The sequence below is a fragment of the Cyanobium sp. BA20m-14 genome, assembly GCF_024346295.1.
Genome location: NZ_JAGQCR010000028.1, coordinates 1 through 20,222 on the forward strand (window position 1 = coordinate 1; position 20,222 = coordinate 20,222).

Below are 20,222 nucleotides of genomic sequence, written 5' to 3' on the forward strand. Positions count from 1 at the left end.
TGCTGCGACAGGCTTCGCACCAGTCGGCATAGAACTCCACCAGGGTTGGTCGCCCGTTGTGCAGAGCCACCTGCAGGTCGAGGGACTGGCGAGCCAGGCGCTCCAGCGGGGCTTCCGGGTGGAGGCCACCGCGGAACCACAGCAGGCCGGCGGCAAGTAGGGCCGCCAGCAGCAAAAGCAGCAGCCTTTCGCCCTGGCCCAGAGCTGGGGTGGGGGGGGAATTCACCATGGCCTCACTTTGGCAGTGCTTGCTAGCGTTGCGGCCAAGGCAAGGGGGCCTCCCTGTGAAACGGCGCCTCATCCTCCATTTCCCCCGCGAGGCGGTGCACCAGCCGATCACCTATCGGCTGGCGGTGGACTTTGACATTGCCGCCAAGATTCTCAAGGCCCAGATCGCGCCCAACCAGAGCGGCACCATGGTGGTGGAGCTGTCGGGTGACATCGATGAGCTGGCCGCGGCGGAGACCTGGCTGGAAAGCCAGGGGCTTTCGCTCAATCGGGCCCCGGCCCAGATCAGCATCGATGCCCAGCTTTGCGTCGATTGCGGCCTCTGCTCGAGTGTGTGCCCCAGCGGGGCCCTGGCTCTGCATCAGCCCGCCTGGCAGCTGCAGTTCGATGCGCAACGCTGTCTGGTCTGTGAGCAGTGCATTCCGAGTTGCCCCCTAGATGCGATTGCCCTGGTGCTGGCCCTACCTGTGAAGGCGACACCATGAAAGCGATCTGGAGGCTGCTGCTGTTGCCCGTGCGGGCCCCGATGCTGCTGGTTCTGGCGGTGGTTTCGGTGTACGAAGGGCTGCATTGGAGCCAGCCGCTCGAGGGCGCGGCGTCTTCGGGGATGGGCCAGTTATCCAGCCTGTTCTGGTCGATCGATTGCCTCCATGCCCTGCTGGTGGTGCTGGTCTGCACCATGCCCGATCTGCTGCTGCAGCGGATCTCCAATTTGATGGCGGCCAGCCGGGTGATGAGCCTGGTGATCAGCCTGCTGATCGTCACGGTGGGGGGCCTCTACCTGCTCCACCTTGCGGTGCTGGCCAATGTGCTGATCCTGGGTTCGACGGTGCTGCTGGCTCGCCTGGATCTGGCCAGGGTGCGTGTGGCGCCGCCGCCCCTGCTCCTGGCGGGGGGCTTGGGTGTGCTGGTGTTGGCCGGGGCGGCCCTGGGTCGCGGGCTTGCTAGCGGCTTCTAACAGCGCGATGACTAACAACGGGGTGTGGGCCGCTGCTGGAAGCTCCAGAGATTCCCCAGCACTTTTTTGACGTAAAGCCGGGTTTCCGGATAGGGAATTGCCTCGATCCACAGTTCAGGTTGCAGCTGCAGCTGGGGATTCACCCAGCCGGCCACGGCGCCTGGTCCGGCGTTGTAGCTGGCGACCATCAGCACCGGATTGCCCTGCCACTGGCGTCGCAGGTTGCTGAGATAGAGGGCTCCGAGCTGGGCATTGCGCCCGGGATCGCTGAGGGCCCCTGGCGGCAAGGGGCCTCCAGCAAGCTCGGCCGCCGTTTCCGGCATCAGTTGCAGGAGCCCCACGGCGCCGGCACTGGAGCGCACCCCTGGGCTGAAGCGCGATTCCTGTTTGGCCACGGCCGCCAGCAGGGTCGCCGGTAGGCCGGCCTCGGCCGCCGCCTGCTCCAGTTCCGCAACGAAGCTGGCGGTCTGCAGGCTGCTGGCGAGCACCCTGCCCAGGCCGCAGGCCTGGTTGGTGGGGAGCCGCAGGCTGGCCTGCTCCAGTTGGCCCAGGCCGATCCAGTGGTCGCCCACGGCCCTGCGCAGCCGGCCTTCCAGCACCAGCTCCTCAGGGCCCCTGGGAGGCGCTGGGCGTTGGCTGCGCCAGTGCTCCCAGGCCTCCAGGGATTGGTCCAGTCGCCAGAGCCGCTCGAGCTGGCGATCGCCGCTGCCGAGCGGCTGCCAGACGGCAGGCGACAGGGCTGGGCTGGCGGCCGGATCGAGGCTGAGATCGCCCCGCCCCAGCCGCAGCGCGGCCCGCCAGCCGTAGTAGCCCTGGGGATGGTGCTCGAGCAGGTTGCTCCAGGTGGCCCGGGCCTGGTTGCGTTGACCCTGCTGCCACTGGCTGAAGCCCAGCCAGAAACGCTGGCGGCCCACCAGCCCCACCGGCAGATGGCGCTCGATCGGGGCGCTCAGGAAAGCCTGGGCCCCGCTCCACTGACCTGCCAGCAGGGCCTGGCGGGCCCGTTGCCATTGCAGCTCCCAGCTGGCCGGATGGTTGGGCCAGCGTTGCAGCACCGCCAGCACGGCGCTGCTGCCAGGGCTGTCGAGGGCGCGGCGGGCCTGAACCGGGGCCGTGTTTTGCAGGGCTGCCGGCAGCCTGGTCAGGGCCTCCAGGCTGGAGGCCCCTGGCTGGTCGCTGAGCAGGCTGACGGCCTCCACGGCCAGGGGGGAGTGGGGCCTGGAACGGGCCAACTCGAGCAGCAGGTTTTGGCCAAGGGCCTGCTGGGAGGCGTTGCCGCTGAGCAGGCCCTTGGCCAGGGCCAGTTTGGTTTCCGGCCCGGGTGGCTGACCGTTGAGGCAGGCCTGGCCAGCCTCCCCGTCGCCGAGCTGGGCCAGGGCTTGGGCCAGCTGGTCCCGCTGGAGGGGGGTGGGTGGGGCCGTCTTGCTTTGGCAAGCCTGGCGGAACTTCGCGCCGGCTCCGGGCCAGCGCAAGCCATGCCGGGCCAGGTGCAGGGCCCCATCGCGCCTGGATGGGGCCGAGGGGCCTGCTTCCAGGGCCGCCGCCAGGGCGGCCGGGTGGGCGGGGAAGCGCTGGAGCAGCAGCTTGCGCAGCCCGGGCTGGTCGCGCCCCAGGGCGTAGAGCCCATCGGCGGCGGCAGGTGTCTGGGGGAAGCGGCGCAGCAGTTGCCGCCAGAGCTTTTGCGCCGCTGGGGCATCGCCTAGGGCTGCCGTTGCCAGGGCATCGCGCTTGAGCACCAAGGCCGCCAGGGGATCCCTGCCCCAGCCCTGGCCCCGTAGGAGCCGGCGGCTGCGGGCGGGGTCAGTCCCCTGGCGGGCCAGCAGCAGCAGGTTGGCCTCACGCCGTCGCTGCGGATCCAGGCTGAGGGCGCGCACCAGCGCCAGGCTGCTGCTGGGGGTGGTGGGATCGGCGGCAGGGATCCGGGCGAGCAGCGCCCGGCCACCCACCAAAAGGGTGCCGCTGCCCAGGCAGGTGATGGCCAACAACAGGGGGAGGCGGGCCAGGTTCATCGGCGGCGCGATTCGGTCATTCTGGGCAGGACTAGATCCGGCTTGGCTGGTGCGATTCCATCCTCTTCCCCTCTCCCTTCCCCCCTACCTTTCCAGCCTGCCCGGTGCGCCCCAGCGGCTGCGGGCCCTGCGGGTGCTGGCTGGGGTGGGTTTGGTGCTGCTGCTGAGGCCCTGGTGGCCACTGAACTTGCTGCCTGGCTGGCTGGTGGGGCTGCTGCTGCTCTGGGCCCTGGGGGAGCTGGTGCGCTGGATTTGGTGGCCCCGTCGCTGGCGCTGATCGACGTAACCTGAGCCCCCCTGCGGCATCCGTCCATGGCCGAGCTGGCTTCCCATCCCGTTGGCCATCCCCTGCGGAGTGGCGTTGCCGGTTTCGGCACCGATGGCATTCGGGGCCGTGTCGGCGCCCAGCTGAGTCCGGCCCTGGCCATGCAGGTGGGTTTTTGGTGTGGCCAGGTGCTGCCGCCATCCGGCCCGGTGTTGATTGGGATGGATTCCCGCTGCAGCGGTCCGATGCTGGTGGCCGCACTCACGGCGGGCCTCACCGCCGCCGGCCGGGAAGTGTGGACCCTGGGTGTTTGCCCCACGCCGGCAATCCCAGGGGCGATCCGTCGCCTGGGGGCGGCCGGCGGGCTGATGGTTTCGGCCAGCCACAACCCCCCCCACGACAACGGCATCAAGGTGTTTGGCGCCTCCGGTGCCAAGTTGAGTCGCGGCCAGCAGCAGGCGATTGAGGCTGGGCTCCAGGGAGTGGGGCCCGCCGGTGGATTCGGCGGTAATGGGGTCGTGCACGATCGCCAGGAGCTGCTGGCCGACTACCAGCGGGCCCTGGTGGCCAGCGTGTTGGGGCGGCGTCTGGATGGGTGCTCGATCGTGCTCGACCTCTGCTGGGGCGCAGCGACAGCCTGTGGCGAGGCGGTCTTTCGGGCCCTGGGAGCCAAGCTCACGGTGCTGCATGGTGAACCCGATGGCGAGCGCATCAACGTGGGCTGTGGCAGCACCCACCTGGAGCCCCTGCGGCGGGCCGTGCTCGACCAGGGCGCCTCGATGGGTTTTGCCTTTGATGGGGATGCCGACCGGATGCTGGCGGTCGATGGCCGGGGCCGGGTGGTCGATGGCGACCAGATCCTCTATCTGTGGGGAACCTCCCTACTGGCTGAGGGTCAGCTGCCGGCAAACCGGATCGTTGCAACCGTGATGTCGAATCTGGGCTTCGAGCGGGCCTGGCAGGCCAAGGGCGGAGTGCTTGAGCGCACCGCTGTTGGCGATCAATATGTGCACCAGGCGATGGAGCAGATGGGGGCGGGTCTCGGCGGCGAGCAGTCGGGCCATATTCTCTCGGCCCGGCATGGCATGAGTGGCGACGGGTTGCTTACGGCCCTGCAGGTGGCCACCCTTCTGCACCGTTCCGGCCAGAGCCTGGCTGGCTGGATGGACAGCAGCTTCAAGCCCTATCCCCAGATTTTGGTAAATGTGACGGTGCCCGACCGCCAGCGGCGCCAGCAGTGGCAGCAGTGCGAACCCCTGCGCCTGGCCGTAGATGCGGCGGAGGCGGCCATGGACGGTTGCGGCCGGGTGCTGGTGCGGGCCAGTGGCACCGAGCCCCTGCTGCGGGTGATGGTGGAGGCGGACGATCAGAAGCTGGTGGATCACTGGGCCTCCCAACTGGCCAGGGAGGCCGAGCTCCACCTCAACGCGGCTTAGATCTAATCACTTGGATTTAGGGCTCCAGGCAAAGCCGGGCCAGGGCCAGGGCGCCGCTGCAGCCATCCCCTGCCGCCTGCTCCAGCCTGGCCCCCGGGCAGTGGAGCGCGAGCGCCGCGGCAAACCGTTGGCGCAGCAGCTCGAGGTGCTCCAGGGCGCCGCCCAGGGGCCATACCGGCGGGTTCCCTAGCGCCAGCCGCTGGCTGATGGTCGCCACCATTCGCGCCAGGGCCTGGGCGGAGCGCTCCACCACTGCCGCCGCCGCCGGATCGTCCTCGGCGGCGGCGGCGGCCACCAAGGGGGCCAGGCGGGCAAAGCCAGCGGCGCCGAAGTTGGGCGCCACCACGCGGGCCTTGATCGCCTGGGGGGCCTGGGGGTCGCGGGGGTCTAGGCCCAGGCCGGCCCAGATCCGCGCTCTCAGGGGCGAATCACTTCGGCGACCATCCGCCATCTCCAGGGTCAGGGCCAGCCCATCGCGGCCGATGTCCATGGCGGAGCCAGCCCCATCCAGCAGCCAGCCCCAGCCCCCACAACGGTGCTCCTCCCCGGCGCCATTGCGGCCGACGGCGATCATGCCGGTGCCGCTGATCACCACGATGCCGGCCGACTGGCTGCCCATCGCCCCCCGCAGGGCCGTGCGCTCATCGCCGGTCACCAGAACGCCCTGCAGGGGCAGGCCCAGGGCGGCAGCTGCCAGCTGGCGGGCTTGATCCTGCACGGGGGTACCCACTTCGATGCCGCTGGCGCCAATCCCGGCAGCGACCAGACGCCCGGGGCTGAGTTGGTCCAGGGCCTGCTGCAGGCTTTGGCCCAGGGCGCGGCCAAAGCGGTCGGGGCCGTTCGGCCCCAGCAGATGGCACACACCGGGGCCCTGCCCTTCGGCCAACACCGCACCGCTGCCGGCAGCAGCTAGTCGACAGGTGGTGTGGGTCTGGCCGGCATCAAAGCCGGCGACCAGGGCCAGATCAGGCACGGGCGTGGGTGGCCCCAGCCGCCAGGGTTGCCACGCAGAACCAGCCACTGAGCTGCACTTCCGGCCGGAAGAAGATCGTGTCGGTGAGGCCCTGCACCCCCAAACCAGCGATCACGGCGATCACGGCCAGGGCCGGCAGGCTGAAGAAGCCATCGCCACGCCAGAGGCTGGTGGCGGTGCGCAGGCTGGCCACCAGCAGGCCGATGCCGGCCAGCAAGCCGGGAATTCCCGCCTCCACCGCCAGCTCCAATGGGATGGAGTAGGCACTGAGGGCATTGAACTTGGGTTGCTGAAAGAGGGGATAGATCTGGTTGAAGGCGTCGTTGCCCGGGCCTATCCCCAGCCAGGGTCGGGCCTGGATCATGTCCAGGGCGGCCAGCCAGACGTTGATGCGGAAGTTGTTGGAGCTGTCTTCGCGGCCGGCCAGCAGGCTCATCACCCGCACTCTCAGGGGTTCCACCTGGGTCACCAGCACCACCAGCAGGGCCGCTCCGCCCAGCAGCAACAGCAGGGGGGCCAGCTTGCGCCAGAGGGGTGGCCAGGTGCGGGTGCCGCGGATGGCCAGCAGGAGGATGGTCACCCCGGCCTGGGTCACCAGTCCCATCCAGGCGCCGCGACTGTAGGTGAGTACCACGGCTGCCAGGCCCAGCACCAGGGCCGTCAGGGCAAACAGCTTGCGGGCCAGCCCGGGCCAGCGCAGCAGGCCCACCAGGGCCAGCGGCAGCACGGGTAGGAGGTATCCCGCCAGCAGGTTGGGGTTTTCCAGGGTGCTGTAGATCCGCACCGTGCCATCCGCCACCGAATTGGGGTCGGCCCAGCGGGCCAGTTCGCCGGTGTCCGCATAGAGCTGGCGGATGCCGATCACGCTGGTGACCAGTTCGCCGGCCAGCAGGGCCGCCACGATCCGGTCCCACCAGATCGGCGCAGTGCTGAGCAGCTGGCGCATCAGGGCGTAGACCCCCAGGTAGCTGACCAGTTTCACCAGCCCCTTGGCGGCAGCCAGGGGCACCGGCGAGAACCCCGTGGCCAGCAGGGCCAGGGCGAGTATTGCCAGGATCCAGCGGTCGATCTCCCCCAATGGTCCCGGGGGTGTGCGCAGGGCAATCAGCAGCCACAGCAGGCCACTGGCAAGCACCAACAGGCTCAGGCCGCTGCGGGTCACCAGGGGCAGGCCAGCCATCAGGGCGCAGAGCACGAGCCCGGCCACCAGGGTCAGCCGCCGGCCGAGGGCACCGCTGGGTGCGTGCTGCAGCGAGCCCTGCCAGCGCAGCAGGAGGGGAATGGTGGGGGCGCTCAAGGGGCGAAGGCTGGCGTCAGGCCGGATTATCAACCCCTTTGGGCAGATCCTCCAGCTCTTCGAGGGGGGCCAGGCGACTGTTGTTGCGCCGGTAGAGCACGCGATACACCGGCAAACCCTGGGCCATGACGTATGCCTCCCGCTCGCTCGGGACGGGCAGGGGGTTGGTGGCTCGCCAGGGCCGCCCATCTTCATCTGGTCGATCGAAGCCACCGCTGGCTTCGATCAGCTGCACCATCGGTGAGATCACCGCCAGCACATCACTCTGAATAAACAGCTCCTTGCCGGGGGAGAGGGCGCCGGCAAGGGCCTGCAGCAGGGCAGGCTGCAACACCCGACGCTTGTGGTGTTTCTGCTTGAACCAGGGGTCGGGAAACTGGATCGAAACCCGTTCCAGCAGTCCTGCCGGCAGGCAGGCCAGCCAGTCCTGCAGGCTGATGTTGGCGTTGCAGAAGAGATAGTGAAGGTTGGCCAGTCCCAGGGCCTGGCGCTCGGCCTCTGCTGCCTCCACCAGCGCCAGGCGGATCTCCACTCCGAGGTGATTGGTGCCGGGTTCCTGCTCGGCCAGGGCCAAAAGGAAGCGGCCCCTGGCGCAGCCGATGTCGAGATGGAGGGGCTGGCCGGGCCTGGGGAATAGCTCGGCCGGGGCCGGCAAGGGCCGGGGCTGCTGGAAGAAGCTGCTGAGCGGATTGACGTGCTGGCGCACCTTCAGCCTTCTCCCCGGGGCACTAAAAAAGCCAGGCTGGCGGTGTAGCCGTGCAGGTGGGTGTTGCCGGCGACCGGTCCGATCTCGCCATTGCAGAACACCCCGGCAATCGGCACCTGCTGGAAGGCTTCACGGCAGAGATTCACATCGCCATCCGCTGCTCCGTAGAGGCCTTCGCCGCGACCGAGGCAGGCAAACAGCAGGGTGGCCAAGGGGTTGGGTGACTGGGTTTGCTGCTGGGCCAGGAGCTGCCTGAGTTCCTGGCGGGAGGCCTCCGCATCGCGCAGCTGGAACTGCACCTGTTGGCCCACCCGCATGCGCTCGGCCACGGCCACGGCTCCGTTGCGCGGGTCCACGCCGATCAGGTTGCGCACGAGGAAGGCGCCTGGCTTGGAGGGCTCGGCGCTGTCCAGGTTGAAGTTGCTGCGCCCCACCCCAAGGAAGAGGGAGTGCTTGACCAGCTCCCGCTCCTGGGGGCTGAGGTCGGTGAGGATCGCCTGCAGGGCTGCCACCGGGCTGCGGCGGTCCTGGCCCTGGCTCACTTCCAGCACCACATTGCGCTGGGCTTGTTCGATGTCGAATACCGGTCCGATGGGCCGGCAGCCCTGGGCTACGACCGGGTCGAGCTGCCAGGTGCCGCCGATCAGGCAGCCGACGGCACCCCGGACAACCTGGTTGCCGTATAGCAAGGAGCCGTGGCCAGCGCTGTGCTGGCCGGCGATCCCGCCCAGTTTCACCGCCTCGGGGCAGGCGTAATCGAGGCCGCTGATCAGGTCGTTGATGCGTGAGCAGCTCGGATCCACCAGCAGCAGCATCGAGGGGATGGGCGAGCCGCCCGTCGTCTCTGCGGCGTTGAGCAGGGCACGCCAGGGCTCGGCCGGACCATCGAGGTCGGGCAGGGTTTCGGTGTCGATGGCAAAGGGCTGGAGCAGGGCGCCGGGCAGGCGCAGCAGGGTGACGCTCAGGGCGGGCTTTTTTTCCAGCTCATGGGGGGTGCCGGTGGCGTCGGTGCCCACCACCCCACCGCCGAGGCAGCCGATCCAGTGGCTGGCCCGCAGTTTTTCCTGAAGCAGCGGCAGCAGCCTGGGCAGGTCACTGGCGTAGCTGGCGGCGGCAAAGACCAGGGCTAGGTCTGCCGGCCCGGCACCGCGCAGCTGGTGGACGATGGTTTCCACCGATGCCTGCAGGGAGGTTTCGGAGGCCAGGGCGGTGCGGCACCAGGCCTTGCCCCGGTTGGGTCCGATGTGGCGGGAGAGCCAGCTGGGCAGGGAAAATGCAGCCATAGGTCGGACCATATCGCCTGCCGGGGGCCGCGGATAATGGCGCCTTACCGAACTAACCGTGTGCTCGCTGCCCTGCCAGAACCGCTGTATCGCTCGTTGGTGTGGCTCGACGTCCGAGTGGCCATGTTGTTCAGCATCGGTCTGCCGCTGGTGCTGCTGATCTGGGCTGGCCTGCGCCGGGAGGGGGCGCTGGTGCGGCTGCTTGGCATCTATTGGAAGGTGGCCAGCCTGCTGCTGCTCGTCACCCTCCTGCTGACCGACCGCCGTCCCCTTGGTTTTCTGCTGGCGGTGCTGGCCCAGTTGCTCGTGGTGGCGAGTGTCTGGTTCTGGGTGGATCTCAACGAGGAACTGGCAGACATGCCTCCCTGGCGAGCCCTGCCCCTCACCCTGCGCGTCTGGCGCTGGAGCCTGACGGTGTGGGGCCTGCTGGGGGCAGCCCTCAGCACGACAGCCCTGGGCTGCATGGCCAGCGCTGGCCTGGATCGGCCTGCCTGCTCCATCTGGATCCAGCCGCCCCTTGGGCTCCATCAGCAGTTGGTGGGGGTGTTTGCCTTTGTATTCGGCGGCTCCTGGACCCCTGGGGTGGCAGCTTTCATCGGCTATGTGGGTTTGGTGGCCTACGGCGTTGGGCTGCTGCAGTGGCTGTTGGTGCGGCTGCCCAAGCAGGGCCGGGTGGCGGGAGAGTTCTGATGGCCCTGGCCGCCAACGCTCTGATTGCTGGGCTGGAGGCGATCAGCCGTGAGCGGCCTGATCGGGTGCTGCGCCTGCGCGGTGCCCTCGATTCGGCCGGTTCGCTCGAGGAGCCCTACGAGCTGCTGATCTTTCGCGGCTTCTCCAGCAGCACCACCCACCCCACCGGTTTCGATCCCGACCAGCCATTGCTGCCCGAGGGGGTGCGGCTGCTTACGGCCGAGTTGCTGGCTGGCCCGCTCGACCCCGCCGCCGAGCAGGTGTTGGCCGCCGGCAGCAATCCCCAGGCCTACCTGCAAGCCCCAGCCTGGCTCTGAGCTGGCCCTGGGATTGGCAGATGGGCCGTGGCAATAGCCAGTTTTGCTCAGGGCTCCAGCACGGCCACGCAGCGGCCGCAGAGGGTGGGGTGGCTGGGGTGGCGGCCGATGTCGGTTTCGTGGTGCCAGCAACGCTCGCATTTCTGGCCGGCGGCCCGGGCCACCCGTACCGTCACCCCGTCTGCTTTCGCCTCCGCCAGCACGGCTTCTGGAGCCTCGCCGCCGATGTGCAGGGCCGACACCAGCAGCCAGTCGGTGAGGTTGTCAACGCTGGGGTGGGCGGAGCTTGCCAGCCAGGCGAGGGCCTCCGCCAGCGCCGTGGTGCTCGCCCCTTCCGCCAGGGTGAGCTGCACCTGGGCCTCCAGGGAGGCGCCGATGCCCTGCTCCCGGCCCTCGCTGCTGCCCCTGTCGCCCTGCTTGCGGCAGCTCTCGAGCTGGCGGTTCACCAGGGCCCGCAGCTCGAGAATGGCGGCCATCGGCGGCTCCAGCTCCGGCCGGCGCCAGTCGCCAGGAGCGGTGGGCCAGCCCCGCTCGAACACCGAGGCCTCGGCCACCGGGTAGGGCAGGTTCTGCCAGATGTCTTCTGCCATGTGGCAGAGCACCGGCGCGATCAGGCCGGCCAGCCGTTCCACCACGAGGTGCAGCACGGTTTGGCAGCTGCGGCGGCGAAACTCCCCTGCCCCGCTCACGTAGAGGCGGTCTTTGGCGATGTCGAGGTAGACGTTGGAGAGGTCTACAACGCAGAAATTCTGTAGGGCCTGGAAGAAGCGGTAAAACTCAAAGCGCTCGAAATCCCCTGTGACGCTGTCGATCAGGGCGGCGGTGCGCTGCAGCATCCACTGGTCCAGTAGGGGCAGCTCGGCGTAGGCCACGGCATCGCGCTGCGGCGCGAAATCGTGCAGGTTGCCCAGCAGGTAGCGGGCCGTGTTGCGCACCTTGCGGTACACATCGGCCAGTTGCTTCACGATTCCTGGGCCCAGGGGAACATCGGCGGAGTAATCCACCGAACTCACCCACAGCCGCAATACATCGGCGCCGTAGGCGGGATCCTGTTTCTCGTTTTTGCCGCCCTCCACCAGCACGGCCGGATCCACCACGTTGCCGAGGGATTTGCTCATCTTGCGGCCCTTCTCATCGAGGGTGAAGCCGTGGGTGAGCACCCGCCTGTAGGGGGCGTGGCCGTTGACGGCCACCGAGGTGAGCAGGCTGCTCTGGAACCAGCCGCGGTGCTGGTCGCTGCCCTCCAGATAGAGGTCGGCCGGGTAGCCCAGGCCCCTCTCCTGCAGCACCCCTGCCCAGGAGGAGCCAGAATCAAACCACACGTCCATGGTGTCGGTGCCCTTGCGCCACTGGGCGGCCTCAGCGGCATGGACCGCCGGCAGCAGGCCGGCCTCATCGCGCTGCCACCACACATCGGTGCCGTGCTCGGCGATCAGGCCCTGGATGTGGCTGAGGGTGGCCCCGTTGAGCAGCACCTCGCCGGTTTCGCGGTGGTAGAAGACGGGGATCGGCACCCCCCAGGTGCGCTGGCGGCTGATGCACCAGTCGCCCCGCTCGCCCACCATGGCCTCGATCCGGTTGCGGCCGCTGGCCGGCAGCCACTCCACCTGGGCGATCGCCTCCAGGGCGGCGCCGCGGAAGCCCTCCACCGAGGCAAACCACTGCTCGGTGGCCCGGAAAATAGTGGGCTTTTTGGTGCGCCAGTCGTAGGGGTAGCGGTGCTCGTAGCGCTCCTGCAGCAGCAGGGCGCCGGCGGCCTCCAAGGCCTCGATGATCGCCGGATTGGCGTCCTTGAGCACGTTGGTGCCAGCAAAGGGGCCGGCTTCGGCGGTGAGGTAGCCGGCCTCGTCCACCGGGCAGAGCACCGGCAGGCCGTATTTTTTGCCGGTGTTGAAGTCGTCTACGCCATGGCCGGGGGCGGTGTGCACCAGGCCCGTGCCGGCTTCGGTGGTGACGTAGTCGCCGCCGATCACCACAGCACTGGTGCGATCCAGCAGGGGATGGCGGTAGACGATGCCCTCGAGCTCGGCGCCCTTGAGGCGGCACAGCGGCGTCAGCTCGATGCCCAGCTTGACGGCGAGGCCTTCGCTCAGCTCGGCGGCCACCACCAGGTGGCGATTACCGCTGCGGCAGATGGCGTAGTCGAGGTTGGGGTTCACCGCCACCGCAAGGTTGGCGGGCAGGGTCCAGGGGGTGGTGGTCCAGATCGCCACCGCCAGGTTGGCGGCCGCTTCGCCCAGCTGGCTGGCTAGGGCTTCGCCCAGCTCCACCACCGGGAATGCCACGTAAACGCTCGGGGAGGTGTGGCCGTCGGGATATTCGAGCTCGGCTTCGGCCAGGGCCGTGCGGGAGCTGGGGCTCCAGTGCACGGGCTTGAGGCCCCGGTAGATGTGGCCAGCCAGCACCATGGCGCCGAACACACCGATCTGGGCGGCCTCGTAGTCCTTCTGCAGGGTGAGGTAGGGCGTCTCCCAGTCGGCCCAGATGCCCCAGCGCTGGAAGCCCTGCTTCTGGCCCTCCACCTGCTCGAGCGCAAAGGCGTGGGCCTTTTGGCGCAGGCTGAGCGGGGTGAGTTCGGCCCGCTCGCTGCTGCTCAGCCCTTGCAGCACCTTGAGTTCAATCGGCAGGCCGTGGCAGTCCCAGCCCGGCACAAATCGCGCCTTCCTCCCTTGGAGGAGGGCGGTCTTGTTGATGATGTCCTTGAGGATCTTGTTGAGGGCGTGGCCCACATGCAGGGCCCCGTTGGCGTAGGGGGGGCCGTCGTGGAGGGTGAAGCTCTCTCCGGGGTTCTGCTGGCTGAGCCGTTCGTAGAGGCGCTGCTCGGCCCAGAACGCCTGGATCTCGGGTTCGCGCTGGCGGGCGTTTGCCCGCATGGCGAAGGGCGTCTGCAGCAGGTTGAGGGTGTCCTTGTAGGAGGTGGCGGGCGCAGAGCTGGCGGTCACGGCGCCTGGGGCAGCAAGGGCTGATTATCCCGCCTGGCTGCTGGGGGCCTGGGGCTCGCTGGGGCTGGCCGGGCTTTGAGGATTTTCGGTTTCGATCAGGGCATCGATTTCGGCAAAGGAAGTCACAACCACGGTGTTGGCAGCTGTGTCGGTGGTGTCTGCGGCTTCCTGGCGCACCCAGAGCTTGCCCGTGGGTTTTGGTTGCCGCCGCTCCGCCAGCCACTGGCCCAGGCCCCCGCTCGCTGTAGTCACCAGGGCAAGCAGCTGGGCAAGGGCAGCTCCGGCCTGCTTGAGGCTTGTCTGCCAGCGTTCGGCAGACCAAAGCCGCTGCTGTTCCTCCGGGCTGAGTTGCCGCCAGCGCCCCTGGGAGACCTCCCCCGCCAGCCGGCCGATCAGCAGGCCGCCGCAGAGCACGCCCAGCATCGGTGCCCCGGTGAGACGATCCGCACTGGTCACGAGCACCAAGCCCAGTAGCAGCACCACAGCGCCCCAGGCCGAATCCCGGGGCCGGCTGAGTTCGCTGGCCAGTAGGGGTAAGAGCAGGATGGCGAGGCCCAGCAGCAGCGCCAGGAGTCCGCCCAGGGTGGCGAGCATGGCCAGGAGGAATGGGTCCACCCATTGTGGGCGCGCGGGCTGGGCTTTCCCTACAGTCGCGATGCGCCTACCTGGCGCCCACCTGGCGGAATTGGTAGACGCGCTGGTTTTAGGTACCAGTGGCTTTGGTCGTGGGGGTTCAAGTCCCCCGGTGGGCATGGTTGGTTGCTTAGGTTGCCCTGGGCAAATGCTTAGGGCAAGCTTCAGTTGCGATGACACAGGTTTTGGCTGCTGCCTCCAATACCGTTGCTGTGGCAGGTGCCAAAGCTGGTGCCCCATCGGGTGCCAGACCAGCGCCATCAACCCTGGTGCCGCGAGAATTTCTCGATCCACCGGCCCCCTGGAACCCCACGGTGGGGTTGTTTTTGGCGGGTTACGGCCTGGCGGGCCTGACGATATGGGGCTGGTTTGTGGGGGGCTGGCCCCTGCCGCTGCTGCTGGCCACTGGATTTCTGGCCCTCCATCTCGAGGGCACGGTGATCCATGACGCCTGCCACAACGCCGCCCACCCCAGCCGCTTCTGGAATGCGGTGATGGGCCACGGGGCGGCTTTGCTACTGGGCTTCAGCTTTCCGGTGTTCACCCGAGTGCACCTGCAGCACCATGCCCACGTCAACGACCCAAAAAATGATCCAGATCACATCGTCAGCACTTTTGGCCCCCTGTGGCTAATCGCGCCACGGTTTTTTTACCACGAGCTGTTTTTCTTTCGCCGCCGTCTCTGGCGCCGCTATGAGTTGCTGGAGTGGGGGATTGCTAGGGGGATATTTGCGGCGATTGTGATTGCGGCAGTGAAGTTTGGTTTCCTGCCTTTTGTATTCAACTGCTGGTTTGCTCCAGCCCTGATGGTGGGCGTCACCCTGGGCCTCTTCTTTGACTACCTGCCCCATCGCCCCTTCCAGTCGCGCAACCGCTGGCACAATGCCCGCGTCTATCCAGGTCGGCTGATGAATTGGTTGATCATGGGCCAGAACTATCACCTGGTTCACCACCTCTGGCCATCGATTCCCTGGTTTGAGTATCAAGCTGCATACAAAGCCACAAAACCGATCCTTGACGCCAAAGGATCACCCCAGCGGCTGGGATTGTTTGAAACCAGAAGCGACGGGCTCAATTTCCTCTATGACATTTTCCTGGGGGTCCGCAGCCACCGCAAGAAGCGCAGTAAGTTGCGGCCGCTTGCGGCGCTGATGCCCACCCGCCATGCCCGCAGAAGGGTGCTTGAGCTGCTGCATCGAACGGCGGTGTCGCCAGTTCGCTGACATCAGCCAACTCACCAGTCAATCCGCCAAGATTTTTGGCACCCGGATGAAGTCCCCCTCCCGCTGGGGCGCTTGATTGAGCAGCTCCTCCCGCACGCTTGTCGGGGTGACCATGTCGGCGCGGGTGACATTCACCACTTCCACGGCCCTGGTGGTGGGCGGCACCCCTTCGGTGTCCACGGCTTCCAGCTGGGTTACGTATTCCAGGATGCGTTCGAGCTGGCCGGTGTAGGTGGCGATCTTCTCCTCCGGCAGGGCGAGGCGGGCCAGCCCTGCCACCTTGCGTACATCGTCGGCGGTGATCTTGCTCATCGGGCGGTACTTGCTGGGCTTGACGCTAGCGCTCAGGCCAGGAAGCTCTCCAGATCCGCCGTCAGGGCCGTGGCGGCCAGATCGAGAAACCGCTCCCCGTGGGCTGCCTGGGCCAGGAAGGGATCGGAGCCCATGCGGCCGTCGGGATGGCGGCGGCGGAAATCCTCGGGGCCGTGGATCGGCCCGGCTGGGGCCGATTCCGGCAGGGGGCGCTGCTTGGCCTGGAGGCTGGGCTCCAGGTGCAGGGTGAGGGCGATCTCGCTGGGGGTGGCGTGGTGCCCCTCGCGCTCGCCGTAGAGGCTGCGGGCCTCCTTCAGCACCGGCCCGGCCATGAACCAGTTGGCCAGCTTGCAGCGCAGCTGGGGGGCATTCGGCAGGCCCCGGTCGGCGGCGGTGGCGTAGGCCTGGGCAAAGGCCGCCTTGCTGGTGGCGATGTTGCCGCCGTGGCCATTGATCACGAAGATGCGCTCGAAGCCGTGGCGCGCCAGCGACAGCACCACGTCGTGCAGCACGGCCAGCAGGGTGGAGGGCTGCAGGCTGATCGTGCCGGCGAAACCGAGGTGGTGTTCGGCCATGCCGAAGGCCTGGGCGGGCGTCACCAGGACGCCGCTGCGCCGGCCCACCTCCAGGGCCACGGCTTCGGCGGTGAGCGCATCGGTGCCGATGGCGCCGGTGGGGCCGTGCTGCTCGGTAGAGCCCAGGGGCACGATCACCCCCTTGCCCTGCTCCAGATAGGCCTCCACTTCAGGCCAGCTGCGCAGCTGCAGGCGGATGGCGTCGGTGGTGCGGGGCAGCTGGTGGGTGGATTGGGTCATGGTGAACAGCAACGGGCCCGGGTTGTCTGCCTAGGATGGTCGGGCCAGCAGTGCCCTGGGCCCATGCTGCACCGCAAGCTCTACCAGTTTTGTGCCGAACAGCGGCCCGTGTGGGTATTTCTGCGCGACCAGCAGCGCTGGATTGAGGAAGCCACGGTGGTGGAGATCGAGGGAGATCTTGTCACCCTGCGCTACCACGCCGAAGACGACGAAGAAACCCACAGCTGGGAGGAGAGCGTGCGGCTCGATTCAATTGGCGCCGTCAGCACCCGGCTGGCCTACGTGTGCCGCAGCGGCAGCCCCGACGACGTGATCACCTCTGAAGACTGCCCCGAGGCCGAGCGGCTCAGCAACCCCTAGTGGGCCGTGCCGTTGCCGTCGTAGCTGTCGGTGTTGTAGTAGCCGCCCTTGGTGCCGAAGAACAGGGTGGCCAGTACGAACAGGCCGCTGCCGAAGATCAGAACGGTGGCGAGGGTGAAGCCGGAGGAGTGCATGGCGGCCAAAGGACACAAGGCGTTGGAACCCAGTCTGCTGGCCGACGCCGCTACCGGCGAGCTGGGCAACGTCTGTGTGGGGAATCCGTTGCTGAGGCTCTTGATCGCCCGCCCCGCCGATTGCTCCTCATCGAGGCGAACCCCGGTTGACGAGAGTTGCCATGCTGACCCAAGAGTCCGGCTTCTGGGCCCCGCGATCCGCCGCCTGATGGAGCGAGCCGGCCTGGCGCACCTCATCCGCTGTAGCATTTTGCTACGAGTCGCTAGTTGCGAGGCTTCGCCGTGTCCAAGTCTTCTTCGCCGGTGCGCCTTCAGGCAGCTTTGATGCGCAGCGCCGCCCTGGCAGGCGCCCTTCACCTCCGCAGCGCGGCACAGCAGATCGAATACTGGGCATCGCTGGGCCAGGGCGTCTCATCCCAGCTCGACCCCGAAAGCCTGCTCGATGTGGCGGCTGGCTTGGCACGGCTCAAGGTGGTGCCCGTCGCGGCGTCGCCCGTTGACCCTGCTGCTGTTTTTGCGGCTCTTGAAACCGATCGACATTCCGGCGCACTCGTGCAGGCCGTGAGTTCAGCGGCTGTGCGCTATCAGGCGTTCGAGCAGGAGCCTGGTTGGCTCGAGTGCATCCACGCCGATGGCACCCGCTCCATCGGCCGTTTTGAATTAGGCCGTTTCGTAGCCAAGGGAGATTGAACCCCTGGACAAACAGTTATGGATGCTTGTTGGAGGCAACGGCGCCGGCAAATCGACCTACTACAGATTATTTCTCGAGCCCACAGGTATTCCCTTCGTTAACGCCGATGTTCTCGCCCGGCTCGTGTTTCCTGATGCGCCGGAGGCACACAGCTATGAAGCAGCGCTGCTTGCTGAGCAGCAGCGATTGAAATTGGTGCAGGCTGGCATCAGTTTCTGTTTTGAAACCGTCTTTTCCCATCCCTCCAAGATTGACTTTTTGGTACAGGCTAAAGCCTCTGGCTATCAGGTCATTCTGATGATGATTCATCTGGGTTCTCCGCAGCTGAACCAGGCACGCATTGCCATGCGAGTTAGCGAGGGTGGGCACAACGTTCCTGCTGCCAAGGTCGAGGGCCGAATCGCGCGCATGCTCAAGCAAGTGAAAGTGGTGCTGCCCTTATGCGATCTGGTCCAGCTCTACGACAACTCTTCAGCGGAACATCCGTTCCAGCCGATCGCCACACTTGAGCAGGGCTATTGCCGTCCCCATTCGGCCTCACTGCCACCCTGGGCTGCGTCATTGCTTGCGTTCTGAGGGCTTATTAAACCCCCAGTTGCCAAGCCAGCTGCACTGCCCGCATCACAGGCTGGGTCTGATGCGGGGCATCGGCAGGGTGGAAACCGTTGAGAATTTTTTGGCGCTTACAGTGCCAGGTATTGGATGACGTTCGGAGCGGTCTAGGAGTGATTGAAGAAATAAAAAGCCCCTGTGGTTGCAGGGGCTTGGTTTGATTAGGGAGGTATGTGGAGACTAGTAATTTAGCAGCATATGACTTGTAGAAGATAAACTCAGTCTCCAGGGCCGCTCCCCCAATAGCCACTGCGAATCTCTGCTGCGTTTTTCTTTCTTTGTTTTTCAGCCGCCGCTTGAGATTTAACCATTGCATCTTGCTCTTTCTGTAACCTCTCCGTTGCCTCTTTTAATCTTTTCTCATCATCCGCCACTGTACTCTGAACCGACTGGGCAAGGGGTTGACCATTCTGAGTGCTCCAGCTGAACTGCCAGGCATTAGACGACTCCACCACCACGCTGATGCTTGGCGTGGTTCCCTGAGAGACCGTGGCTGCGCTTGCATGAGTAACGGCAAGAGGCAGTTGTGCCAGTGCCATAGCAGCAGTGCCTGCAATGGAAAGGCTTAGGCGTTTGGAGCTGGTCAAGACGACCCCCTGTCGCAAGGTTGAACAGTATTTATGGTATGTCCACAAGGCAGTAAAGCCATGTGTTGGAGGACACTAACTATCATAAACCCATCACCAGTGCAGTGGTGTCTGCTTGGTGTGATAAGAGTTTGCAGACAGGATGGAGCTTGAATGGTTCATCCCACCCCCATAGCCACCACCCTTTCCCAACACCTCCCCCAGAGCTTCTTCGCCCGCCCCGCCGAGCAGGTTGCCCCCGAGCTCATCGGCTGCCTGCTGGTGAAGCGCCAAGCATCAGGTGAGTTGCTGTGGGGCGTGATTGTGGAAACGGAGGCGTATTCCCAAGACGACCCCGCCTGCCACGGCTATCGCCGCCGCACCCCCAGCAATGAAACGCTATTTGGTGAGCCAGGGCGGTTTTATGTGTATGTGAGCTATGGCATTCACCACTGCGTGACCGTGGTGACAGGGCGAGTCGGATTCGGCTCTGCTGGCGATCGATGCAGAGCCTTTGCTCATTAGTGATGCTGCCAGCGCTAGCGACGATTCAGGCCACACACGCACGACTGCCAAGTCGATGGCGTCCATAGCCAAAAAAGTCTGTGTGATCTTTTTTCTTCTGCCGTGCAGCTTTACTTGCGATCAAGCTGAGCGAATCGCCGTTCACTAATGATCTTCGCAAGTTCCAGGAAATAGCCGGCAGTGCACCATTTGCCATGGTTGCGGTCGCGATTGACTACATCAGTCCTGACCTCGGCAGCCTCTGCCATTACAAGATCTAGCTGCCCTTGAGGCAACTCATAAAGCTCTTGGAGCTCAACGGCGCGGTCAAGCAGGTGACTTTTAAACCACTTTGGGCTAAGTTCTTGTGGAGGGATATCCAAATGGAATCAATTCTCGCTTAGAACTCACATTCTACAGCATTGTCCTCTTCTTGCCATTCATCCATAAAATCCTCGAAGCTTGAGTGGAAGCCAGGGTTGTTTAGATAAATCTTCGCGAGATCATCCAAGGCGACAAATTCAGGGATGAGCGCACCAAGGCTGTTGCTTGTAATCGTGCAAGATTTCTTCCTTATTCACTTTCCTAAAATCCCAATTACCCAGCATAGGCTCCGCTGCCAGGGCTGAGGTGGCGAATGAAGCCCCCTCGATCTATTGAGTGAGTGCACAGATTCCGGTTCTTCTCGGGAGATTTTTTGGGGAGAATGCCCGTGAGGACTCGGGTTTGCCGTGCCCATTAGCGCTGCCGGTTCCTGGATCCCTGCAGGGAAGCAGGGTCGGTCCATTGGCGAGAGCAGCCCAGAAGGCGTCTCGCTACTGCCTGGGTTTCACCGTAGCCGGGCTGCGGCCTGATCTGGCCGCCGTGATCCCCCCGTCTACTTGGCACAGGGGGGGATTGGAGCGAAGGGCACGATCGATGAGCGCAGCGCCATTGCCTGGTTGGTGAATCAGGTCAACCGGTTCGGCTTGAGCGTGCCGAACACCCGCTCACCAATCAGCGGCTGCACCAGGCCACCGATGCCGCCTGAGCCGTAGCTGGCACCGAACTCCAGCACGGTGAACAAGGTGTACAGGGCATAAGGATCGACACCTGCATCACCTGCGGCATTGAGCAGGGTTAGATCACCAAGCCAAATTGTGCCCTCGCAGGGAGCCACAACGGTTCTGCCGGCAGCGGAGACACGCCGGCCGTTCTGACTCCACTGCAGCTCCCTACTCAGCCAGATCCCACCAGGGTTGGGCGGCAGCCGGGTGGCACGGCAGATC

General features: G+C 66.1%; 23 protein-coding genes, 1 tRNA gene and 2 pseudogenes. 12 read left to right on the forward strand and 14 right to left on the reverse strand.

The window, feature by feature from the left end; translation table 11 throughout:
* A pseudogene (locus KBZ07_RS04375) lies at positions 1–229 on the reverse strand (thioredoxin); the annotation flags it as partial.
* Between the two features lie 55 nt (positions 230–284).
* Here KBZ07_RS04375 and KBZ07_RS04380 point away from each other — a divergent pair.
* A complete protein-coding gene (locus KBZ07_RS04380) occupies positions 285–713 on the forward strand; it encodes an NIL domain-containing protein (protein ID WP_254930471.1) in 429 nt (142 codons plus the stop codon).
* A complete protein-coding gene (locus KBZ07_RS04385) occupies positions 710–1,186 on the forward strand; it encodes a hypothetical protein (RefSeq protein WP_254930472.1) in 477 nt (158 codons plus the stop codon). Before KBZ07_RS04380 ends, KBZ07_RS04385 begins: the two co-directional genes overlap by 4 nt.
* An 11-nt stretch (positions 1,187–1,197) precedes the next feature.
* Here the strand turns inward: KBZ07_RS04385 and KBZ07_RS04390 are convergent, their stop codons facing one another.
* On the reverse strand, positions 1,198–3,195 hold the full coding sequence (locus tag KBZ07_RS04390) for a transglycosylase SLT domain-containing protein (protein WP_254930473.1): 1,998 nt from the start codon (positions 3,193–3,195) through the stop codon (positions 1,198–1,200).
* 49 nt (positions 3,196–3,244) lie between these two features.
* On the opposite strand from KBZ07_RS04390, the gene KBZ07_RS04395 reads away from it, so the two are divergent.
* Both KBZ07_RS04395 and glmM read left to right on the forward strand, forming a co-directional pair.
* A complete protein-coding gene (locus KBZ07_RS04395) occupies positions 3,245–3,472 on the forward strand; it encodes a hypothetical protein (protein ID WP_254930474.1) in 228 nt (75 codons plus the stop codon).
* A 35-nt stretch (positions 3,473–3,507) separates the two neighbouring features.
* Positions 3,508–4,896, forward strand: coding sequence for a phosphoglucosamine mutase (gene glmM, locus KBZ07_RS04400; protein WP_254930475.1), 1,389 nt, complete (start codon positions 3,508–3,510; stop codon positions 4,894–4,896).
* A gap of 16 nt (positions 4,897–4,912) precedes the next feature.
* Here glmM and KBZ07_RS04405 read toward each other — a convergent pair whose 3' ends face one another.
* Genes KBZ07_RS04405 through KBZ07_RS04420 form a run of 4 tightly spaced genes read right to left on the reverse strand, consistent with a single transcriptional unit; the run spans position 4,913 to position 9,155 of the window.
* Positions 4,913–5,860 (reverse strand): BadF/BadG/BcrA/BcrD ATPase family protein, encoded by a 948-nt coding sequence (locus KBZ07_RS04405; protein WP_254930491.1) that lies wholly within the window; start codon positions 5,858–5,860, stop codon positions 4,913–4,915.
* A gap of 1 nt (position 5,861) precedes the next feature.
* Positions 5,862–7,166, reverse strand: coding sequence for an IctB family putative bicarbonate transporter (locus KBZ07_RS04410; RefSeq protein WP_254930476.1), 1,305 nt, complete (start codon positions 7,164–7,166; stop codon positions 5,862–5,864).
* Between the two features lie 16 nt (positions 7,167–7,182).
* Complete coding sequence (trmB, locus tag KBZ07_RS04415) at positions 7,183–7,872, reverse strand: tRNA (guanosine(46)-N7)-methyltransferase TrmB (RefSeq protein ID WP_254930477.1); 690 nt, start codon at positions 7,870–7,872, stop codon at positions 7,183–7,185.
* A 2-nt stretch (positions 7,873–7,874) separates the two neighbouring features.
* Entirely contained in the window at positions 7,875–9,155 is a 1,281-nt protein-coding gene (locus tag KBZ07_RS04420) for an FIST N-terminal domain-containing protein (RefSeq protein WP_254930478.1), read from the reverse strand.
* A gap of 72 nt (positions 9,156–9,227) precedes the next feature.
* On the opposite strand from KBZ07_RS04420, the gene KBZ07_RS04425 reads away from it, so the two are divergent.
* Positions 9,228–9,845 (forward strand): DUF3177 family protein, encoded by a 618-nt coding sequence (locus tag KBZ07_RS04425; protein ID WP_197153483.1) that lies wholly within the window; start codon positions 9,228–9,230, stop codon positions 9,843–9,845.
* Complete coding sequence (locus tag KBZ07_RS04430) at positions 9,845–10,162, forward strand: hypothetical protein (RefSeq protein WP_254930479.1); 318 nt, start codon at positions 9,845–9,847, stop codon at positions 10,160–10,162. The genes KBZ07_RS04425 and KBZ07_RS04430 overlap by 1 nt, the downstream gene beginning before the upstream one ends.
* A 47-nt stretch (positions 10,163–10,209) precedes the next feature.
* Here KBZ07_RS04430 and ileS read toward each other — a convergent pair whose 3' ends face one another.
* Together ileS and KBZ07_RS04440 are read right to left on the reverse strand one after the other, a co-directional pair.
* Positions 10,210–13,035: an isoleucine--tRNA ligase gene (ileS, locus tag KBZ07_RS04435; RefSeq protein ID WP_254930492.1), complete on the reverse strand. Its 2,826-nt coding sequence runs from the start codon at positions 13,033–13,035 to the stop codon at positions 10,210–10,212.
* A gap of 93 nt (positions 13,036–13,128) precedes the next feature.
* Positions 13,129–13,698: a Ycf66 family protein gene (locus KBZ07_RS04440; RefSeq protein WP_254930480.1), complete on the reverse strand. Its 570-nt coding sequence runs from the start codon at positions 13,696–13,698 to the stop codon at positions 13,129–13,131.
* A 76-nt stretch (positions 13,699–13,774) separates the two neighbouring features.
* On the opposite strand from KBZ07_RS04440, the gene KBZ07_RS04445 reads away from it, so the two are divergent.
* A tRNA-Leu gene (locus KBZ07_RS04445) sits at positions 13,775–13,856 on the forward strand.
* A gap of 54 nt (positions 13,857–13,910) precedes the next feature.
* On the forward strand, positions 13,911–14,960 hold the full coding sequence (gene crtR, locus KBZ07_RS04450) for a beta-carotene hydroxylase (protein WP_261355562.1): 1,050 nt from the start codon (positions 13,911–13,913) through the stop codon (positions 14,958–14,960).
* 18 nt (positions 14,961–14,978) lie between these two features.
* Here crtR and gatC read toward each other — a convergent pair whose 3' ends face one another.
* Positions 14,979–15,272: an Asp-tRNA(Asn)/Glu-tRNA(Gln) amidotransferase subunit GatC gene (gene gatC / locus KBZ07_RS04455; protein WP_254930482.1), complete on the reverse strand. Its 294-nt coding sequence runs from the start codon at positions 15,270–15,272 to the stop codon at positions 14,979–14,981.
* A 32-nt stretch (positions 15,273–15,304) separates the two neighbouring features.
* A complete protein-coding gene (locus tag KBZ07_RS04460; protein WP_254930483.1) occupies positions 15,305–16,087 on the reverse strand; it encodes a creatininase family protein in 783 nt (260 codons plus the stop codon).
* 63 nt (positions 16,088–16,150) lie between these two features.
* Between KBZ07_RS04460 and KBZ07_RS04465 the strand changes: the two genes are divergently transcribed.
* Entirely contained in the window at positions 16,151–16,447 is a 297-nt protein-coding gene (locus KBZ07_RS04465; protein WP_254930484.1) for a DUF6679 family protein, read from the forward strand.
* Here the strand turns inward: KBZ07_RS04465 and KBZ07_RS04470 are convergent.
* Entirely contained in the window at positions 16,444–16,581 is a 138-nt protein-coding gene (locus KBZ07_RS04470) for a hypothetical protein (protein ID WP_197147911.1), read from the reverse strand. The two genes, KBZ07_RS04465 and KBZ07_RS04470, sit on opposite strands and share 4 nt — an antisense overlap.
* 282 nt (positions 16,582–16,863) lie before the next feature.
* Here KBZ07_RS04470 and KBZ07_RS04475 point away from each other — a divergent pair, with 282 nt between their 5' ends.
* Together KBZ07_RS04475 and KBZ07_RS04480 are read left to right on the forward strand one after the other, a co-directional pair.
* Positions 16,864–17,271 carry a ParD-like family protein gene (locus KBZ07_RS04475; protein WP_254930485.1) on the forward strand — a complete coding sequence of 136 codons (408 nt, stop codon included), beginning with the start codon at positions 16,864–16,866 and terminating at the stop codon, positions 17,269–17,271.
* 22 nt (positions 17,272–17,293) lie between these two features.
* Positions 17,294–17,848 carry a zeta toxin family protein gene (locus KBZ07_RS04480; protein ID WP_254930486.1) on the forward strand — a complete coding sequence of 185 codons (555 nt, stop codon included), beginning with the start codon at positions 17,294–17,296 and terminating at the stop codon, positions 17,846–17,848.
* Between the two features lie 254 nt (positions 17,849–18,102).
* Here KBZ07_RS04480 and KBZ07_RS04485 read toward each other — a convergent pair whose 3' ends face one another.
* Complete coding sequence (locus tag KBZ07_RS04485; protein WP_254930487.1) at positions 18,103–18,471, reverse strand: hypothetical protein; 369 nt, start codon at positions 18,469–18,471, stop codon at positions 18,103–18,105.
* Between the two features lie 153 nt (positions 18,472–18,624).
* On the opposite strand from KBZ07_RS04485, the pseudogene KBZ07_RS04490 reads away from it, so the two are divergent.
* Positions 18,625–18,942: pseudogene (locus KBZ07_RS04490) on the forward strand (DNA-3-methyladenine glycosylase); the annotation flags it as partial.
* Positions 18,943–19,085: 143 nt separating this feature from the next.
* Here KBZ07_RS04490 and KBZ07_RS04495 read toward each other — a convergent pair.
* Both KBZ07_RS04495 and KBZ07_RS04500 read right to left on the reverse strand, forming a co-directional pair.
* Complete coding sequence (locus KBZ07_RS04495) at positions 19,086–19,337, reverse strand: hypothetical protein (protein ID WP_254930489.1); 252 nt, start codon at positions 19,335–19,337, stop codon at positions 19,086–19,088.
* Positions 19,338–19,903: 566 nt separating this feature from the next.
* The coding region (locus KBZ07_RS04500) for a hypothetical protein (RefSeq protein ID WP_254930490.1) at positions 19,904–20,222 on the reverse strand (319 nt) is incomplete at its 5' end.

Bases quoted from the DNA above. Each gene is read 5' to 3' on its own strand.
- KBZ07_RS04385 (WP_254930472.1), top strand. From the start codon at position 710: ATGAAAGCGATCTGGAGGCTGCTGCTGTTGCCCGTGCGGGCCCCGATG.
- KBZ07_RS04390 (WP_254930473.1), bottom strand. From the start codon at position 3,195: ATGAACCTGGCCCGCCTCCCCCTGTTGTTGGCCATCACCTGCCTGGGC.
- glmM (WP_254930475.1), top strand. From the start codon at position 3,508: ATGGCCGAGCTGGCTTCCCATCCCGTTGGCCATCCCCTGCGGAGTGGC.
- KBZ07_RS04420 (WP_254930478.1), bottom strand. From the start codon at position 9,155: ATGGCTGCATTTTCCCTGCCCAGCTGGCTCTCCCGCCACATCGGACCC.
- KBZ07_RS04430 (WP_254930479.1), top strand. From the start codon at position 9,845: ATGGCCCTGGCCGCCAACGCTCTGATTGCTGGGCTGGAGGCGATCAGC.
- ileS (WP_254930492.1), bottom strand. From the start codon at position 13,035: ATGCGGGCAAACGCCCGCCAGCGCGAACCCGAGATCCAGGCGTTCTGG.
- KBZ07_RS04440 (WP_254930480.1), bottom strand. From the start codon at position 13,698: ATGCTCGCCACCCTGGGCGGACTCCTGGCGCTGCTGCTGGGCCTCGCC.
- crtR (WP_261355562.1), top strand. From the start codon at position 13,911: ATGACACAGGTTTTGGCTGCTGCCTCCAATACCGTTGCTGTGGCAGGT.
- gatC (WP_254930482.1), bottom strand. From the start codon at position 15,272: ATGAGCAAGATCACCGCCGACGATGTACGCAAGGTGGCAGGGCTGGCC.
- KBZ07_RS04460 (WP_254930483.1), bottom strand. From the start codon at position 16,087: ATGACCCAATCCACCCACCAGCTGCCCCGCACCACCGACGCCATCCGC.
- KBZ07_RS04465 (WP_254930484.1), top strand. From the start codon at position 16,151: ATGCTGCACCGCAAGCTCTACCAGTTTTGTGCCGAACAGCGGCCCGTG.
- KBZ07_RS04470 (WP_197147911.1), bottom strand. From the start codon at position 16,581: ATGCACTCCTCCGGCTTCACCCTCGCCACCGTTCTGATCTTCGGCAGC.
- KBZ07_RS04480 (WP_254930486.1), top strand. From the start codon at position 17,294: ATGCTTGTTGGAGGCAACGGCGCCGGCAAATCGACCTACTACAGATTA.